The 16,116-nt window shown below is 59.3% G+C and carries 11 protein-coding genes; 6 read left to right on the top strand and 5 right to left on the bottom strand.

Features of this window, described 5'->3' with window-relative positions:
* Nucleotides 1–2: 2 nt before the first annotated feature.
* Both KGA97_RS00495 and KGA97_RS00490 read left to right on the top strand, forming a co-directional pair.
* Nucleotides 3–1,379: a TolC family outer membrane protein gene (locus KGA97_RS00495; protein WP_192227160.1), complete on the top strand. Its 1,377-nt coding sequence runs from the start codon at nt 3–5 to the stop codon at nt 1,377–1,379.
* A 27-nt stretch (nt 1,380–1,406) separates the two neighbouring features.
* On the top strand, nt 1,407–3,254 hold the full coding sequence (locus KGA97_RS00490; RefSeq protein WP_223480023.1) for a polyurethanase: 1,848 nt from the start codon (nt 1,407–1,409) through the stop codon (nt 3,252–3,254).
* Between the two features lie 125 nt (nt 3,255–3,379).
* Here the strand turns inward: KGA97_RS00490 and KGA97_RS00485 are convergent, their stop codons facing one another.
* Nucleotides 3,380–3,604: a YgdI/YgdR family lipoprotein gene (locus KGA97_RS00485; RefSeq protein ID WP_008026328.1), complete on the bottom strand. Its 225-nt coding sequence runs from the start codon at nt 3,602–3,604 to the stop codon at nt 3,380–3,382.
* A 221-nt stretch (nt 3,605–3,825) separates the two neighbouring features.
* Here KGA97_RS00485 and KGA97_RS00480 point away from each other — a divergent pair, with 221 nt between their 5' ends.
* From KGA97_RS00480 to KGA97_RS00465, 4 genes are all read left to right on the top strand, one after another.
* Entirely contained in the window at nt 3,826–5,478 is a 1,653-nt protein-coding gene (locus tag KGA97_RS00480) for a VRR-NUC domain-containing protein (protein ID WP_411738375.1), read from the top strand.
* The gene (locus tag KGA97_RS00475) at nt 5,475–7,754 is read left to right on the top strand and encodes an ATP-dependent DNA helicase (RefSeq protein WP_223480022.1); all 2,280 of its coding nucleotides are present in this window, start codon (nt 5,475–5,477) and stop codon (nt 7,752–7,754) included. Before KGA97_RS00480 ends, KGA97_RS00475 begins: the two co-directional genes overlap by 4 nt.
* 128 nt (nt 7,755–7,882) lie before the next feature.
* A complete protein-coding gene (locus KGA97_RS00470; protein WP_223480021.1) occupies nt 7,883–8,791 on the top strand; it encodes a zeta toxin family protein in 909 nt (302 codons plus the stop codon).
* Nucleotides 8,792–8,878: 87 nt separating this feature from the next.
* Nucleotides 8,879–10,798, top strand: coding sequence for a PAS domain-containing sensor histidine kinase (locus KGA97_RS00465; protein ID WP_223480020.1), 1,920 nt, complete (start codon nt 8,879–8,881; stop codon nt 10,796–10,798).
* Nucleotides 10,799–11,301: 503 nt separating this feature from the next.
* Here the strand turns inward: KGA97_RS00465 and KGA97_RS00460 are convergent.
* The 4 genes from KGA97_RS00460 to KGA97_RS00445 form a co-directional block, all read right to left on the bottom strand.
* Nucleotides 11,302–12,450, bottom strand: coding sequence for a MalY/PatB family protein (locus KGA97_RS00460; protein ID WP_223480019.1), 1,149 nt, complete (start codon nt 12,448–12,450; stop codon nt 11,302–11,304).
* A 104-nt stretch (nt 12,451–12,554) separates the two neighbouring features.
* Nucleotides 12,555–13,874: an OprD family porin gene (locus KGA97_RS00455; RefSeq protein WP_223480018.1), complete on the bottom strand. Its 1,320-nt coding sequence runs from the start codon at nt 13,872–13,874 to the stop codon at nt 12,555–12,557.
* Between the two features lie 55 nt (nt 13,875–13,929).
* Nucleotides 13,930–14,583 carry a hydrolase gene (locus tag KGA97_RS00450; protein WP_008041483.1) on the bottom strand — a complete coding sequence of 218 codons (654 nt, stop codon included), beginning with the start codon at nt 14,581–14,583 and terminating at the stop codon, nt 13,930–13,932.
* A gap of 186 nt (nt 14,584–14,769) precedes the next feature.
* Nucleotides 14,770–16,038, bottom strand: coding sequence for an OprD family porin (locus KGA97_RS00445; protein WP_223480017.1), 1,269 nt, complete (start codon nt 16,036–16,038; stop codon nt 14,770–14,772).
* Nucleotides 16,039–16,116: the final 78 nt, after the last annotated feature.

Raw genomic sequence — 16,116 nt, 5'->3', positions numbered from 1 at the left:
GGATGTTGCGCTGTATGAATAAGCTGTCTGTGTTTGCGGCGAGCCTTGTGCTGCTGACCTGTAACCCGACCATGGCCATGGGACCGTTCGACCTTTACGAGCAAGCGTTGCGCAATGATCCGGTGTTCCTCGGCGCGATCAAGGAGCGCGACGCCGGCCTTGAAAACCGCGCGATCGGCCGCGCCGGGCTGCTGCCGAAACTGGGTTACAACTACAACAAGGGCCGCAACACCTCCAAGGTCACTTACCTCAACGAGCGCGGGCAAAACCAGAGCGATGACCGCAACTACAGCAGTTACGGTTCGTCGTTGACCCTGCAACAACCGCTGCTGGACTACGAGGCCTACGCGACGTACCGCAAAGGCGTGGCGCAATCGCTGTTCGCCGATGAGAACTTTCGCGGCAAGAGCCAGCAATTGCTGGTGCGGGTGCTGGAGAACTACACCCAGGCGCTGTTCGCCCAGGACCAGATCGACATCGCCCAGGCCAGGAAGAAAGCCTTCGAGCAACAGTTCCGGCAGAACGAGCAACTGTTCCGTCAGGGCGAGGGCACGCGCACCGACATCCTCGAAGCCGAGTCACGCTACGAGCTGGCAATCGCCGAAGAAATCGAAGCCCGCAACGAACAGGACGCGTCCCTGCGAGAACTGGGCGCGCTGATCGGCGTGCCGGCCGTCGATATCAGCGATCTCGCGCCGCTGGATCAGCAGTTCCAGACCTTCACCCTGCAACCGGCCAATTACGACACCTGGCATGAGATGGCGGTCGCCAACAATCCGGCCCTGGCCTCGCAACGTCAGGCGCTGGAAGTGGCGCGCTACGAGGTGGAGCGCAATCGCGCCGGGCACCTGCCCAAAGTCAGCGCCTACGCAACGGTGCGCCAGAACGAATCGGAAAGCGGCAACACCTACAACCAGCGCTACGACACCAACACCATCGGCATCGAGGTCAACGTCCCGCTGTACGCCGGTGGCGGTGTCTCGGCGTCGACCCGTCAGGCCAGCCGCGCCATGGAACAGGCCGAATACGAACTGGACGGCAAGACACGGGAAACCCTGATCGAGTTGCGTCGCCAGTTCAGCGCGTGCCTGTCGGGGGTGAACAAGCTGCGGGCCTATCAGAAAGCACTGACGTCCGCCGAAGCGCTGGTGGTGTCGACCCGGCAAAGCATTCTCGGCGGTGAGCGGGTCAACCTCGACGCGCTGAACGCCGAACAGCAGCTCTACACCACACGCCGCGATCTCGCGCAGAGCCGCTACGACTATTTGATGGCATGGACCAAGTTGCATTACTACGCCGGCACCTTGAACGAGCAAGACCTGGCCAAGGTTGACGAAGCATTTGGGCAAGGCCCGAAGGAACGCCGGAAAGATCTCTGACAATTCCAACAAAAGAGAGGCTTTACCATGGGTGTGTACGACTACAAAAACTTCGGCACAGCAGATTCAAAGGCGTTGTTCACCGACGCCATGGCAATCACGCTGTACTCCTATCACAACCTCGATAACGGCTTTGCCACCGGTTATCAGCACAATGGCTTCGGCCTGGGTTTGCCGGCGACGCTGGTGACCGCGTTGATTGGCGGTACTGACTCCCAGGGCGTGATTCCCGGCGTGCCGTGGAACCCGGATTCGGAAAAAGCCGCGCTGGCGGCGGTGCAGAAAGCCGGCTGGACGCCGATCACCGCTGCGCAGCTGGGTTACGACGGCAAGGTTGATGCACGCGGAACGTTCTTCGGCGAAAAGGCCGGGTACACCAGCGCCCAAGTGGAGATCCTCGGCAAGTACGATGCGCAGGGCCATCTCAGCGAAATCGGCGTGGCCTTTCGCGGCACCAGTGGACCTCGGGAAAGCCTGATCAGCGATTCGATCGCCGACGTGATCAACGACGTACTGGCAGCGTTGGGGCCCAAGGATTACGCGAAAAACTACGTGGGCGAGGCCTTCGGCGACTTGCTTGCCGATGTTGCCGCGTTTGCCCGGGCCAATGGCTTGTCGGGCAAGGACGTGCTGGTCAGTGGCCACAGCCTTGGCGGCCTGGCGGTCAATAGCCTGGCGGACCTGAGCAACGACAAGTGGGCCGGGTTCTACAAGGATGCCAACTACATCGCCTACGCCTCACCGACGCAAAGCAGCACCGATAAAGTGCTGAACGTCGGTTATGAGAATGACCCGGTGTTCCGCGCACTCGACGGCTCGTCCTTCAACCTGTCGTCGCTGGGCGTGCACGATGCGCATCAGGACTCGGCGACCAACAACATTGTCAGCTTCAACGATCATTACGCCTCGACGGCGTGGAATGTGCTGCCGTATTCCATCCTCAATATTCCGACCTGGATTTCCCACCTGCCCACGGGGTATGGCGATGGCATGACGCGGGTGCTGGAGTCAAAGTTCTACGACCTCACCAGCAAGGACTCGACCGTCATTGTTGCCAACCTCTCTGACCCGGCGCGCAGCAGCACCTGGGTTCAGGACCTCAATCGCAACGCCGAAACCCACAAGGGCAGCACCTTCATCATTGGCAGCGACGGCAACGACCTGATCCAGGGCGGTAAGGGTAATGATTACCTGGAAGGCCGCGACGGCAACGACACCTTCCGCGACGGAGGCGGCTACAACATCGTGCTGGGTGGCAAGGGCAGTAACGTGCTGGATCTGCAGCAGGCAGTGAAAAACTTCGATTTCGCCAATGACGGTGCGGGGAACCTGTACATCCGCGATGCGCAGGGCGGCATCAGCATCACCCGCGACATCGGCAGCATTGTCACGAAGGAGCCGGGGTTCCTCTGGGGGCTGTTCAAGGATGACGTGACCCACAAGGTCACCGCCAACGGCCTTGCGGTGGGCAATGACCTGACGCAGTACGCGTCCACGCTGAAGGGCGGAGCGGGGGCTGATACGTTGAAGGCGCATCCCGGCGGTGATTGGTTGTTTGGTCTGGACGGCAACGACCATCTGGTGGGCGGCCAAGGTAACGACGTGTTGGTGGGCGGGGCAGGAAATGACCTGATGGAGGCGGGTGGCGGGATCGATACGTTCCTGTTCAGTGGCGCGTTTGGCCATGATCGGGTCGTGGGTTATCAGGCGAACGACAAACTGGTGTTTCTCGGGGTTCAGGGGGTGGCGCCGAATGATGACGTACGCGCCCATGCCACGGTTGTGGGGCAAGACACGGTGCTGACGTTTGGCAGTGATTCGGTAACGTTGGTCGGGGTTGGGCTGGATAGCCTGGCCAATGTCGTCATCGCTTGAAGGTGATGTGGCGCCTGTAAGGGCCTCTTCGCCGGCAAGCCGGCTCCTACAGGTTATCGGTGTTTTCATGAACGACGCATGACCTGTAGGAGCCGGCTTGCCGGCGATGAACGATAACGCGGTCTTCAGTCTTCCTTGCGAACCGTGGCCACGTCATTAACCTTGACCTTCACTTTCGCCCCGGAAATATCTTCGAACTCGTAAAAGCCTTCTTTGGTATTGGCTTTTGGCATGTCCTTGGTCAAATATTGAGTGCCGTTCTGCAGTGTCACCACCGTTGGCGTCGAGCAACCGGCCAGGGCCAGAAGGGCTGCCGCTACCAGTGGCAAACCCAGTGTCTTGATATTCATAACCACCTCTCATCCTCCAAAAATCAGCGCGACTGCTTCAAATCCTTCAATCGCCGCTGCACTTCTACCGCCGTTGGTGCGACGGATCCCCGGAAAGTTCGATGGGCCACCCAAAAAAAACGGATCGCGCCGCCGCTTATCCTTTTCCGTTTGCACCGGACGGGTCGTAGCTGGTATCTGTACGCATAACCAGTACTCGTACGCCACGGCCCTGTTTTCCTGTGACCACAAATCCCCTCGACGATCCGTTCTATTACTTGAACAACTTCATGCAAGTGCTTGATTGGCTTGAACATCGTTATGCCGATGTATTGAGTGTCGAGGAGCAATGCTTCATCCGTGAGTTCAATCGACTGCCCCGGGAACCCCGTGCGCTCCTGGTCCGGATGGTCATGCGCAAGGGTGTTCACTTTCGGGCGAGCAAACTGCATTACGTCGAGATCGGCGACATTGCCATGGCCGCTGAGCCGCTGTTGGCCCAGGGTTGGATCGATGAGCAGTCGCCGCTGCCGCTCGACGTGGTGTTCGAGGCGTTGCTCAAGGCCGAAATCCTTCAATGTTTCGGTGCCGCCATCGATCAGCCCAAAGGGAAAAAGTCCGACTGGCTGCCTGCATTGAGCGAACGGTTTCCCGAGGTTCAACCCTTCAATCAGTGGTGCGCGCCACTGGATGATCGGTTGTTCAGCCTGACTATCATGGGCTTGTGCGATCGCCTGCGCCTGATGTTTTTCGGCAATCTTTACCAGGACTGGTCGGAATTCGTGCTTGCCGACCTCGGCATCTTTACCTATGAAAAAGTCGAGTTCTGCGCCGAATCCCGCGGCTTGCGCAGTCGCGAGGACGTGGACGCTTGCCTGTTTCTCCATGACTGTCAGCAGCAGTTCGAGGCCGGTGAAGCGGTGGAGGCGGTTGTCGAGCAGATCAACGGGCTGGCGCTGAGCAATCCCTGGCTGCAAAAACGGCGCAGCAAATTGCTGTTCCAGATCGGTCAGCACTGCGAGCGCGTGGCGGATTTCGCCAATGCCCTGGGCATATACCGCGAGTGCGCCTGGCCTGGCGCACGGTCGCGATTGATTCGTGTGCTGGAGCGCTGCGGCGAGTATCAGTTGGCCATGGACCTGGCCGTTGCTGCCGGGCAATCGCCGGAAAGCGCCGCCGAACAACAGCAATTACTGCGAGTGGTGCCCAGGCTGCGGCGCAAACTCGGCGGGCCGGCAGTGAAACGATCCTCTCCACGGGAAATGCAGCGTCTCGATCTGCAACTGCCCAGAACCGACCCGACGCTGTCGGTGGAGTTTTACGTTCAAGCGCATCTGGCGGAGGAATCGGCGCCGGTGCATTACGTCGAAAACAGCCTGATCAACTCGTTGTTCGGGTTGCTGTGCTGGCCGGCAATCTTTGCGCCGTTACCGGGGGCGTTTTTCCACCCGTTCCAGCGCGGGCCGGCGGATTTGCTCAATGAAGACTTCCAGGCGCGCCGGGCCGACCTGTTTCAGGCCTGCCTTGCCGAGCTGGATGACGGACGTTACCGCCAGACCATCCGTGAGCGGTATGTCGCCAAGTGGGGCGTGCAGTCGCCTTTCGTGTTCTGGGGCGCGTTGAGCGAACCACTGCTTGAGCAGGCCCTGGACTGCCTGCCCGCCGAGCACCTCAAACACTGGTTCAACCGCCTGCTGCTGGACATCAAGGCCAATCGCGCCGGCATGCCGGACCTGATTCAGTTCTGGCCGCAGCACAAGACCTACCGCATGATCGAAGTCAAAGGCCCCGGTGATCGCCTGCAGGACAACCAGTTGCGCTGGCTCGAGTTCTGCCATGATCACCAGATGCCGATTGCTGTTTGCTACGTGCAGTGGGCGGAGCAGGGCGCTTGAGCTACAGCATCGCGGTGCGGGCGTTGTGTGAATTCACCGCCAAGGTCGGGGACCTCGACCTGCGTTTCACGCCTTCGCCGACGGCACTGGAAGGTATCGTCGGCCACCGTACGGTGGCGTCCCGGCGTAGCGAGGGTTACCAGAGTGAGGTCGCGCTTGAAGGTCTGTACCAGACGTTGAAGGTCAGGGGCAGGGCGGACGGCTACGACCCGGCGCAAAACTGCCTGGAAGAAGTCAAAACCTATCGCGGGGACTTGAGCAAACAACCGGCCAACCATCGTCAACTGTATTGGGCGCAGGCCAAGGTCTATGGCTGGTTGATGTGCCAGAAACTGGGCCTGGCGCAGATCAACCTGGCGCTGGTGTATTTCGACATCGTCAGCGAAAAGGAAACCTGCCTGGTCGAGGCCTTCAGCGCTGGAGAATTGCAGGAGTTCTTCGAGCAACATTGCCGACTGTTCCTGCATTGGGCCGAACAGGAAATGGCCCATCGCGAGGCGCGCAACGGCGCGGCGCAGCAACTGGCGTTTCCCCACGCAGGCTTTCGTCCGGGCCAACGGCATTTGGCCGAGTCGGTGTTCAAGGCGGTCAGCACCGGCCGGTGCCTGATGGCGCAGGCGCCGACCGGCATCGGCAAGACGCTTGGGACGCTGTTTCCGATGCTCAAGGCGCTGGCGCCGCAGCAACTGGACAAGGTGTTCTTTCTTACGGCAAAAACGCCGGGGCGCAAACTGGCGCTCGATGCTGCGCAGGTGATCCTCGACAGCGCGGATGCGCCGCCGCTGCGGGTTCTGGAGATGATCGCCCGGGACAAGGCCTGCGAACATCCGGACAAAGCCTGCCACGGCGAATCCTGCCCATTGGCCCAAGGCTTCTATGATCGCTTGCCGGCCGCGCGCCAGGCCGCCAGCGAGCTGTCACTGTTGAACCAGAATGCCTTGCGCGAGGTGGCCGTGAAACATGCGGTGTGCCCGTACTACCTGAGCCAGGAAATGGCCCGCTGGTCAGACGTGGTGGTCGCCGACTACAACTACTATTTCGATTTCAGTGCGCTGCTGTTCGGGCTGGCCCAGGCCAATAACTGGAAAGTCGCGGTGCTGGTGGACGAAGCCCACAACCTGGTGGAGCGCGGCCGGCAGATGTACAGCGCCGGTCTCGACCAGTCGGCCCTCAACGGCGTGCGTAAAACCGCGCCAGAGCCGTTGAAAAAATCCCTGCAACGGGTCAATCGTGAGTGGAACGCCCTGCATAACCTGCAACTTGGTGCGTATCAGGCCTACGACAAGCCTCCGGAAAAACTGCTTCAGGCGCTGTCCTCGTGCAGTGCGAGCATTGGCGATTACCTCAATGATCACCCGCAGGGCCTGGACAGTGCATTGCAGACGTTTTATTTCGACATGCTGCAGTTCTGCCGCGTTGCCGAACTCTTCGACGAACAGTTTCTGTTCGACATCAGCAAGCGGGACCTCGAGCGCAAAAAGCCGCTCTCGCAACTGTGCCTGCGCAACGTGGTGCCTGCCGGTTTCATCCGCCCGCGCCTGACGGCCGCACGCAGTACCGTGCTGTTCTCCGCGACGTTGAGCCCGCGTCATTACTATGGGGATCTCCTCGGGACGCCGGCGAACACGGTGTGGATCGATGTCGAATCACCGTTTCACGCTGACCAGTTGAAGGTCCATATCGTCAATCAGATATCCACGCGGTTCGTCCATCGACAGTCGTCCCTGGCGCCGATCGTCGAGCTGATTGCCCGGCAGTTCAGTCAACGCCCCGGCAACTACCTGGCGTTTTTCAGCAGCTTCGATTACTTGCAGCAAGTGGCGCAGTTGCTGGCCGAAAAACACCCGCACATCACTGTGTGGGCGCAATCGCGGGGCATGGGAGAAGCCCGGCGACAGGATTTTCTCGATCAATTCACCGCGGACAGCCAGGGAGTCGGCTTCGCAGTGCTGGGCGGGGCATTTGGCGAAGGCATCGACTTGCCCGGCGCGCGGTTGATCGGTGCATTCATCGCCACCTTGGGCCTGGCGCAACTCAACCCGGTCAACGAACAGTTGAAACATCGCATGGCCGCGATTTTCGGGGCCGGTTACGACTACACCTACCTGTTTCCCGGCGTGCAGAAAGTGGTGCAGGCTGCGGGGCGAGTGATACGCACCCAACAGGATGAGGGGGTGGTGATGTTGATTGATGACCGGTTTGGCGACAGCAAGGTCAAGCAACTGCTGCCGCGCTGGTGGTCGGTTGCTCCGGCGATTTCGCTCTCGGCGGAGTAGGATTTTTTACCTTAAAAAACATCGACATACCTTGAAAAACACAGGCATTTGAACAAGTGGCGAATGCCCGCTTTATTCATAGAGGCAATCATCACTTTCAAGCCAGTCTTTGATAAGGAAATCAAGGTATGTCAGCAGCACCAAACTATACGTACACCCAAGAGCAGGTCACGGCCGCATTCGATGAAATAAAAGCGACGCTGTTCAGCGGCATTACGGCCGAGGCAACCCCGAAAATGCTGATCGTTGCCGGCCTGCAGGGATCTGGCAAAACGTATCTGCTTGAAAAAAGTCTTCTGCCTTCGGGCCGCTACAAAAATTACGTGCGCCTGTACCTGCCCGAATACCGGAAAAAACACCCTCACTACACCGAGATGATCAAGCTTGGCGTTCTGCATGCGTATGAGCATACAGAGGAGTTTGTGCGTGAAGTCAGCGCGATGATCTTTACGCAGGCATTCGTCGGAAAATACAACATCGTCATGGAATGCGCGTTCGACAGCCTCGATTTCGCGGCTTTTCCGCCGACGGCAACAGCCGCCGGTTATCAGTTCGAGACTCATATCGTTGGCTGCACCCAAGAGTTCGCTCACGTGTCGAGCATCAAACGCGCGCTTAAAAGCCTGGAAAACCAGGAGATGGAAAGGTTTCTTACGGTTTCGAAACTCGAGGCCAGCATGCATTTCGCACTCGCGATCATTCTGGCATTCGAGACAGCGGCAAAGGCAATCAGCGGCTCGCAAATGTTCGTGTACGAGCGCGGGTTCGGCGTGCTGAATGAGCGTACCTTGCGTGCTCAGAGTACCTACACAAAAGCGGCCGACGGTACCGTCAGCACTACGACAACGCTGAAGGACTTTGCGCATAGCACTTACTTCGACATTATCGATAACCATGCCAACTCGACGAGTCGCCGCAACAAAGTCATCAAAGAGTGCCATCTGGCGCTGCTCAAGATTGCGGGTCATGCCCAGCATGTTCCGAGTTTCGTATACAACGATCTGTATGCCTGCATTGTCAGATACGTAAACCGATAACACATTGCGTCGAGCGGGGCATTTCGGCTTTCCAAACCCCGGGTTTGTCGCATACTCCTCAAAAAACAATCACGACGTGAGGGCTCAATGAACGAAGATCGAGGCAAAGCCAGCACCATCGAGGACGGGCGCTTTCGCCTGTTGATCGATGCGGTGATTGACTATGCGATCTACATGATTGATCCCGACGGCATCATTACCAGTTGGAATGCCGGCGCTCGACGTTTCAAAGGGTATGAAGAAGCGGAAATCCTCGGTCAGCATTTTTCGCGGTTCTACACCGAGGAGGACCGTCTCAAGGGGATGCCCCAACGAGCCCTGGACACCGCCATTCGGGAAGGGCGATTCGAGGGGGAAGGCTGGCGGGTGCGCAAGGACGGTACGCATTTCTGGTGCCATGTGGTGATCGATCCGATCCTCGATTCGACGGGCAAGTTGCTGGGGTTTGCCAAGATCACCCGGGACCTGACCGACCGCAAAATGGCTGAAGAAGTGCTCAAGCAAAGCGAACAGCAGTTCCGGCTGCTGGTGCAAAGTGTCACGGACTACGCCATCTACATGCTCGACGCTGACGGACGGCTGACCAACTGGAACCCTGGTGCCCAGCGCATCAAGGGTTACTTGCCCGAAGAAGTGATCGGTCAGCATTTTTCGATGTTTTACACCCCGGAAGACCGCGCAGCCGGCGAACCGAAGCGCACGCTGGACATTGCCATCCGTGAGGGGCGATTCGAGAACAAAGGCTGGCGAGTGCGCAAGGACGGCACGCGGTTCCTGGCGCATGTCGTGGTCGATCCGATCTGGGGCGATACCGGGACGTTGCTCGGTTTCGCCAAGATCACCCGGGATATCACTGAAGCAACCCGCGCTCAGCAGGCGCTCGAACAAACCCGTGAGGCGCTTTTCCAGGCGCAGAAAATGCAAGCCATCGGGCAATTGAGCGGGGGGATTGCCCATGACTTCAACAATTTGTTGACGGTGATCCTTGGCAATCTGGAAATCGTGCGCAAGCGAATCGGGGACGATTCGAAGATCACCCGATTGCTGGACAACGCCACTCAAGGCGCCTTGCGCGGAGTGGCGCTGACCCAGCGCATGCTGGCCTTTGCCAGGCGACAGGAACTGAAGACCGAGTCCGTCGAGATACCGACGTTGGTGGAGGGCATCACCGGCCTGTTGCGCAGTTCCCTCGGGCCTTCCGTAGTCCTCGAAACCCGTTTTACGGAAACGATCGAGCCTGTTTGGGCCGACAAAAACCAGCTCGAACTGGCAGTCCTGAACCTGGCGACCAATGCCCGCGACGCCATGCCCCATGGCGGCAAGCTCCTGATCAGCGCCCGTTCTGAAGACGCCGGCGATCACCCCTCGCTCAGGCCAATGACAGGTCGTTATGTTTGCCTGAGCATCAATGACACCGGGGAGGGCATGGACGACGCCACACTCGCCGTGGCGATGGACCCGTTCTTCACCACCAAAGGGGTCGGCAAAGGTACGGGGCTGGGATTGTCGATGGTGCATGGCTTCATCGAACAATTGGGCGGGCGATTCATTCTAAAGAGCCAGAAGGGCAAGGGCACCACGGCCGAACTGTGGATTCCCGTCGCGACGCAGGGTTCGATCGCCAAGCCTGCCCAGGAGGAAGCCGCACCGCCGGTGCCTCGTCTGTGCGTGCTGGTGGTGGATGACGACAGCCTGGTGCTGACCAGTACCTGCCTGTTGCTCGAAGATTTGGGCCATCAGGTGATCAGTGCAGTATCCGGGGCTCAAGCGCTGACAGTGCTCGACAGCGAACAGGTCATCGACCTGGTCATTACCGACATGGCCATGCCTCAAATGAACGGTGCGCAACTGGCGCAGGCGATCCGAAGCATCAGGCCCGACCTGCCGATCATCCTCGCCACCGGTTACGCCGAGCGGCTGGAAGGCTTTGCGACCAGGCTCCCGCGCCTGTCCAAACCATTCACGCAACTCAACCTGGTGGAAATCATCGCCTCGACATTACGGTAACAAACCGTCCGGCTCTTCGAGCGTACGCGCTTATTCTCCCGCGCCCGTAGGAGCCGGCTTGCCGGCGATTGGCCCCTGAGCCCTGCGCTGACCTTGCGGACGCTATCGCCGGCAAGCCAGCTCCTACGAGGTGCGAGGTGGCTGGCAGGGATGTTTGCCGCGACAAAATCCTGTAGGAGCCGGCTTGCCGGCGATTGGCCCCTGAGCCCTGCGCTGACCTTTCGGACGTCATCGCCGGCAAGCCAGCTCCTACAAGGTACGAGGTGGCTGGCATGGATGTGTGCCGCGACAAAATCCTGTAGGAGCCGGCTTGCTGGCGATTGGCCCTTGAACCCTGCGGTGACCTTGCGGATGTCATCGCTAGCAAGCCAGCTCCTACAAGGTGCGAGGTGGCTGGCAGGGATGTGTGCCGCAACAAATCCCTGTAGGAGCCGGCTTGCTGGCGATTGGCCCTTGAACCCTGCGGTGACCTTGCGGATGTCATCGCCGGCAAGGGGGGCTTGTTAGCGGTCGCGCAAACTGCGCTCCATCCGTGCGATGCCTTCCTCCAGCAACGCGCGCGGGCAGCCGAAGTTCAGGCGCACGAACTGTTGGCTGTCATCGCCGAAATCCAGGCCAGGGCTAAGCCCGACCTTCGCCTTTTCAAGGAAGAACTGCTGCGGGTTCTCCAACCCCAGCGCCGAACAGTCGAGCCAGGCCAGGTAAGTGCTCTGAGGCACATTCATGCTGATGCCGGGCAAGCGCGTGCGAACGGCTTCCACCAGATAATCGCGGTTACTTTGCAGGTAGTCCTTGAGCTCTGCCAGCCACGGCGCACCTTCGGTGTAAGCAACACGTGTCGCTTCCATGCCCAGCGGATTGACGCTGTCGACCATGCCGCAGCGCGCATGGTTGACGCGTTCGCGCAGGGCGCGGTCCTGAATGATCATGAACGAAGTCTTCAGGCCAGCGATGTTGTAGGCCTTGCTCGCCGACATCAGCGTGATGGTGCGCCGGGCGATTTCCGGGCTCAACGACGCGGTGGGGATGTGTTGGCGGCCGTCGAAGCACAGTTCGGCATGGATTTCGTCGGAAATGATCCAGGCGCCCTGTGCCACACAGATATCGGCCACGGCTTGCAGTTCTTCCCTTGGGAACGCCTTGCCCAGCGGGTTGTGCGGGTTGCTCAGCAGCAACGCACCGCCGCCTTCCAGCGACTGGCGCAAGGCCTGAAGCGGCGTGGCGTACGTGCCATCAGCCATCGCCTCGAAATTCAGTTCAACCTTGTTCAGCCCCCAATGCCCCGGTGCATGACGCAGCGGTGGGTAGTTGGGCGTTTGCACCACGACATTCTGTTGCGGCTGGACCAGCGCATTCAGGGCCATGTTGAAACCCGATTCCACGCCCGGCAGGAAAACCAGCTCCTGCGGCTCGACGCGCCAGGCGTACTTGTTCCAGAGGTCGGTCACGATGGCATTGCGCAAGTCATCCTGCGCCACGCTGTAGCCGAGCAACGGGTGTTCCAGACGTTTTTGCAGGGCCTGGATGATCACCGGTGGCGCGGCAAAATCCATGTCGGCAACCCACATCGGCAATACGTCGGCCGGGTAGCGGCTCCACTTGGTACTGCCGGTGTTGTGGCGGTCGAACACCTGATCAAAATCGAAGGTCATGCTCATTCTCATACAAGGCAGGGTTGTTTTCGGCGGTCATGATAAACGCCAACCCCTGTGGGAGCGAGCCTGCTTGAGAGTGCGAACGCGCGGGCTGACGATTATCAGAAACGGCCGAAACTCAGCGGGTACTCGATAACGACATAAACCCTGTCGATATCATCGCCCGCCTGGGCGCTGTTGGCCCGGTGCGAGACATGGGACAGTTGCAGCGACAAGCCCTTGGCCGATCCAGACTGCACGATGTAGCGCAAGTCAATGTCTCGCTCCCAATGCCGTCCACCATCACCTTGCAGCGGCCTGTACGCACCGACCGACTCATCGAACGGGTTGTAGGCGCCGCCCTTGGGGGCGTGCGTACCGTCGATCTGGCTGCCTGTGACATAACGGGTCATGAATTTCAGCCCGGGAATGCCATAGAGGCCCAGATCAAGGTCATAGCGAGCTTGCCAGGACTGCTCGTGGGCACCGTTGAAGTCGGCGTATTTGATCGAGTTGGCGAGGTAGATCGAGTCGCCACCGACGAAATCGAACGGGGTATCGCCGTTAACCTTTTGATAGGCCAACGTGAAGGCGTGGGCATCGACGGTGTATTTGCCTGACAGGCTGAACGCTGTGTTGTCGATAGCACCGGCCAACGCCTGGCCTGTGTCCTGCGTGCGATAGAGATTGGCGTCGAGGAACCAGCCGGACTGTTTCAGGTGCAGATTGGCGTAGTACTGATGCCAGGTGTCGGTCAGCTCTGAAGCATAGAGGGCCGCGCCGAACGGACTTTGCGTAAACAGGTCGGCACCCAGAATAGAAATGCCGCCCGCTTCAGTGTTGGCGCCGTAGCCGTAAAAGTTGTCCTTGCCCGAAGCACCGTCCTGATTCTTGAACGCCGTGAAGTGGCCGGCGACCAGATTCATCCCCTCAATCTCGTGGCTGTTCACCAGAAAACCGCTGGCGTACTCGGGTTGCAGGCGTTTATCCGCGGTGTCGAACACCGGGGTTTCGACCATCATTTCACCGAAGGCTAACGTGGTTTTCGAGGCCTTGATTTTCAACGCGCCGCCAGCACTGGAATAGTTGTCTTCGCTACGACCGTCGCTGTCCAGCGGCAATAACCCTGTCCCGGAATGGCCCTTGCCACCGTCCAGTTTCAATCCTAGAAAGCCGTGGGCATCGAGTCCGAATCCGAGGGTGCCGGGGGTGAAACCGGATTCAAAAGAGCTGATAAAGCCCTGAGCCCACTCAGCTTTGTAGCTTTTGCCTGCCGGCGTCGGGGATCGATAGTCGTTGTTGAGATAGAAATTTCGGCTCAGCACTTCAAGCTTCGCGCCGGCCAGCAAGCCCTGCGATTCATCTGCCAGGACCATGCCTGATAACAGCGCCGGCAAACACAGGCACAACCCGCGACTGAGGTCTCGTGAGGAAAACGTCATCGATCAGTCCACCGCGAAGGGAAGCGGCTCCGGAACCCCGGAGCCACGTGATTACTTAATGACCTTCGGAGGCGCCGAACATGGTCTTGGCGTAGATCAGGCCCAGACCGTAAGAACCGCCGTTGGCGATCGAGGTTTTCACGGTTTCGTCGTAGGTCTCGGTACGTGCCCAGTCGCGCTGCAATTCAAGCAGGTATTGCAACGAAGTCATCGGCCGCGCGCCGATCTGGATCATGCGCTGCATCGCCATTTCATGGGCTTCGGTGGTGACGTCGCCACAGGCGTCGGCAATCACGTACACCTCAAAACCCTGGTCGATGGCCGACAGCGCCGGGCCGACGATGCACACGGAGGTCCACAGGCCGGCGAGGACGATTTTCTGTTTGCCGAACTTATTCACTTCAACGGCAATGCGCTCGTCTTCCCAGGTGTTCATGCTGGTGCGGTCGATGACGTTGTGTTCCGGGAACACCGATTTGATTTCGTCGAAGATCGGGCCGGAGAAGCTCTTTTCGGCAACGGTGGTGAGGATGGTCGAGACCTTGAAGCCGCGCGCCGCCTTGGCCACCAGCGCGGCATTGTTGCGCAGGGTCACGGCGTCGATCGACTTGGTCGCAAAGGACATTTGCGACTGGTGATCGATCATGATCAGCGTGTGGTCGGTTGGGGTCAGCAGGGTTTTGCCGGGTACTGCTTTTGCGATAGCCATGGCGATGTCCTTACGGGGTGAGTGAGGAGGCCATGGTGGCGTAGAGTCGGGCGGGGATATTGAATCGATGTGCTGTGTTTTGACTTTCTTGTGGGGGAGGCTAGCCAGTTCCTACAGGATCGGGGTGTACGCCCCCCCCTGTAGGAGCCGGCTTGCTGGCGAATCGATGGTGGCCGTTATGCCGCCTTACCAGATCGGCAACGTGTAACTGACGATCAACCGGTTTTCATCCAGATCACTGCCAAAATTTGTCGAGCGCACTGTCGCATTGCGCCATTTCACTCCGACGTTTTTCAGCGGTCCGCTCTGCACGACATACCCGATATCGGTATCGCGCTCCCATTCCTTGCCTTCAGGGCGGTTGTTACCCAGGTCTATATCGGTACCGTTGATGTAGCGGGTCATGAACGTCAGGCCGGGAATGCCGAGGGCGGCAAAGTTGTAGTCGTAACGGGCCTGCCAGGATTTTTCGTCCTTGCTGGCAAAGTCGCCGATCTGTACGAAGTTCACCAGGAACGCATCGGTGCCATTGATGTAGGCATACCCGGTATCGCCGCTCATGCCTTGATAGCCCAGGCCGAATGCATGCCCACCGAGGTTGTAGGTGAACATGGCGCCAATTGCCTTGTTGTCGACATTACTGCCGCCATCATCGATGGAGCGTGCGAACCGCAGATCAGTCTTCAACGATTGACCGACGGTGACCGGCAACACGTAGGTCAGGTTGACCAGGTGCTGGCTGTAGAAATTGTCGAGGTGGCCGTAGCTATAACCAGTGGCGAGGTTACTGGTCCATTTGTAGTTCAGGCTGGCGAAATCGAAGCTGTCGCTGTCCAAATGGCGGCTGGTGATGCCCTTGGCGCCGGTTCGGGTGATGCCCATGTCCTCATAGTCCGAGGAGTCGCGCTGGTTGACCTGCGTCAGCCGTCCGGCATCCACGGTCAGGCCTTCGACTTCCAGCGAAGTCAGCTGGCCGCCCTTGAAGGTTTGCGGCAACAGCCGTGAATCGTTGGCCAATACCGTCGGCAGCTTGGGCAGCAATGTGCCCAGTTTCAATGTGCTTTTGGACGCACGCAGTTTGGCGGTCAGGCCCAGTTCACCGTATTCGTCCTGCGCGCCTTTGCGCGTGTCGCGATGGCGCTGGAGCAGGCCGGAGCCGGCACGATCCGGGCTGGAATCGAGTTTGACGCCTACCAGGCCGATCGTATCGAAACCGACCCCGATCAGCCCCTCGGTAAAGCCGGATTCGTAGCGCAACAGGAAGCCCTGCGCCCATTCCTCCTGTTTCGATTGCGCCGCGTTGGTCTGACGATAGTCACGGTTGAAGTAGAAGTTGCGTAGCTCAAGGCTGGCCTTGCTGTCCTTGATAAAGTCAGCAGCGGCGGGGGCCGAGAGGCTGATGACGCCGCCGGCCAGCAACAGTCGGGTAGCGAGAGTGCGGGTGTTGCGATCCATGTGAAGCCCCTTTGTTTTTATTATGAAATGACGGCTTGCGCGACCCTCGCCAACCGGGCGAGGGCTTACCAAGAAAAA

The organism is Pseudomonas sp. BF-B-15 (assembly GCF_019946675.1).
GTDB classification, from domain to species: domain Bacteria; phylum Pseudomonadota; class Gammaproteobacteria; order Pseudomonadales; family Pseudomonadaceae; genus Aquipseudomonas; species Aquipseudomonas migulae.
The sequence above is the reverse complement of the archived record's forward strand: the minus strand, read 5'-3'. Positions and strand labels throughout refer to the sequence as shown.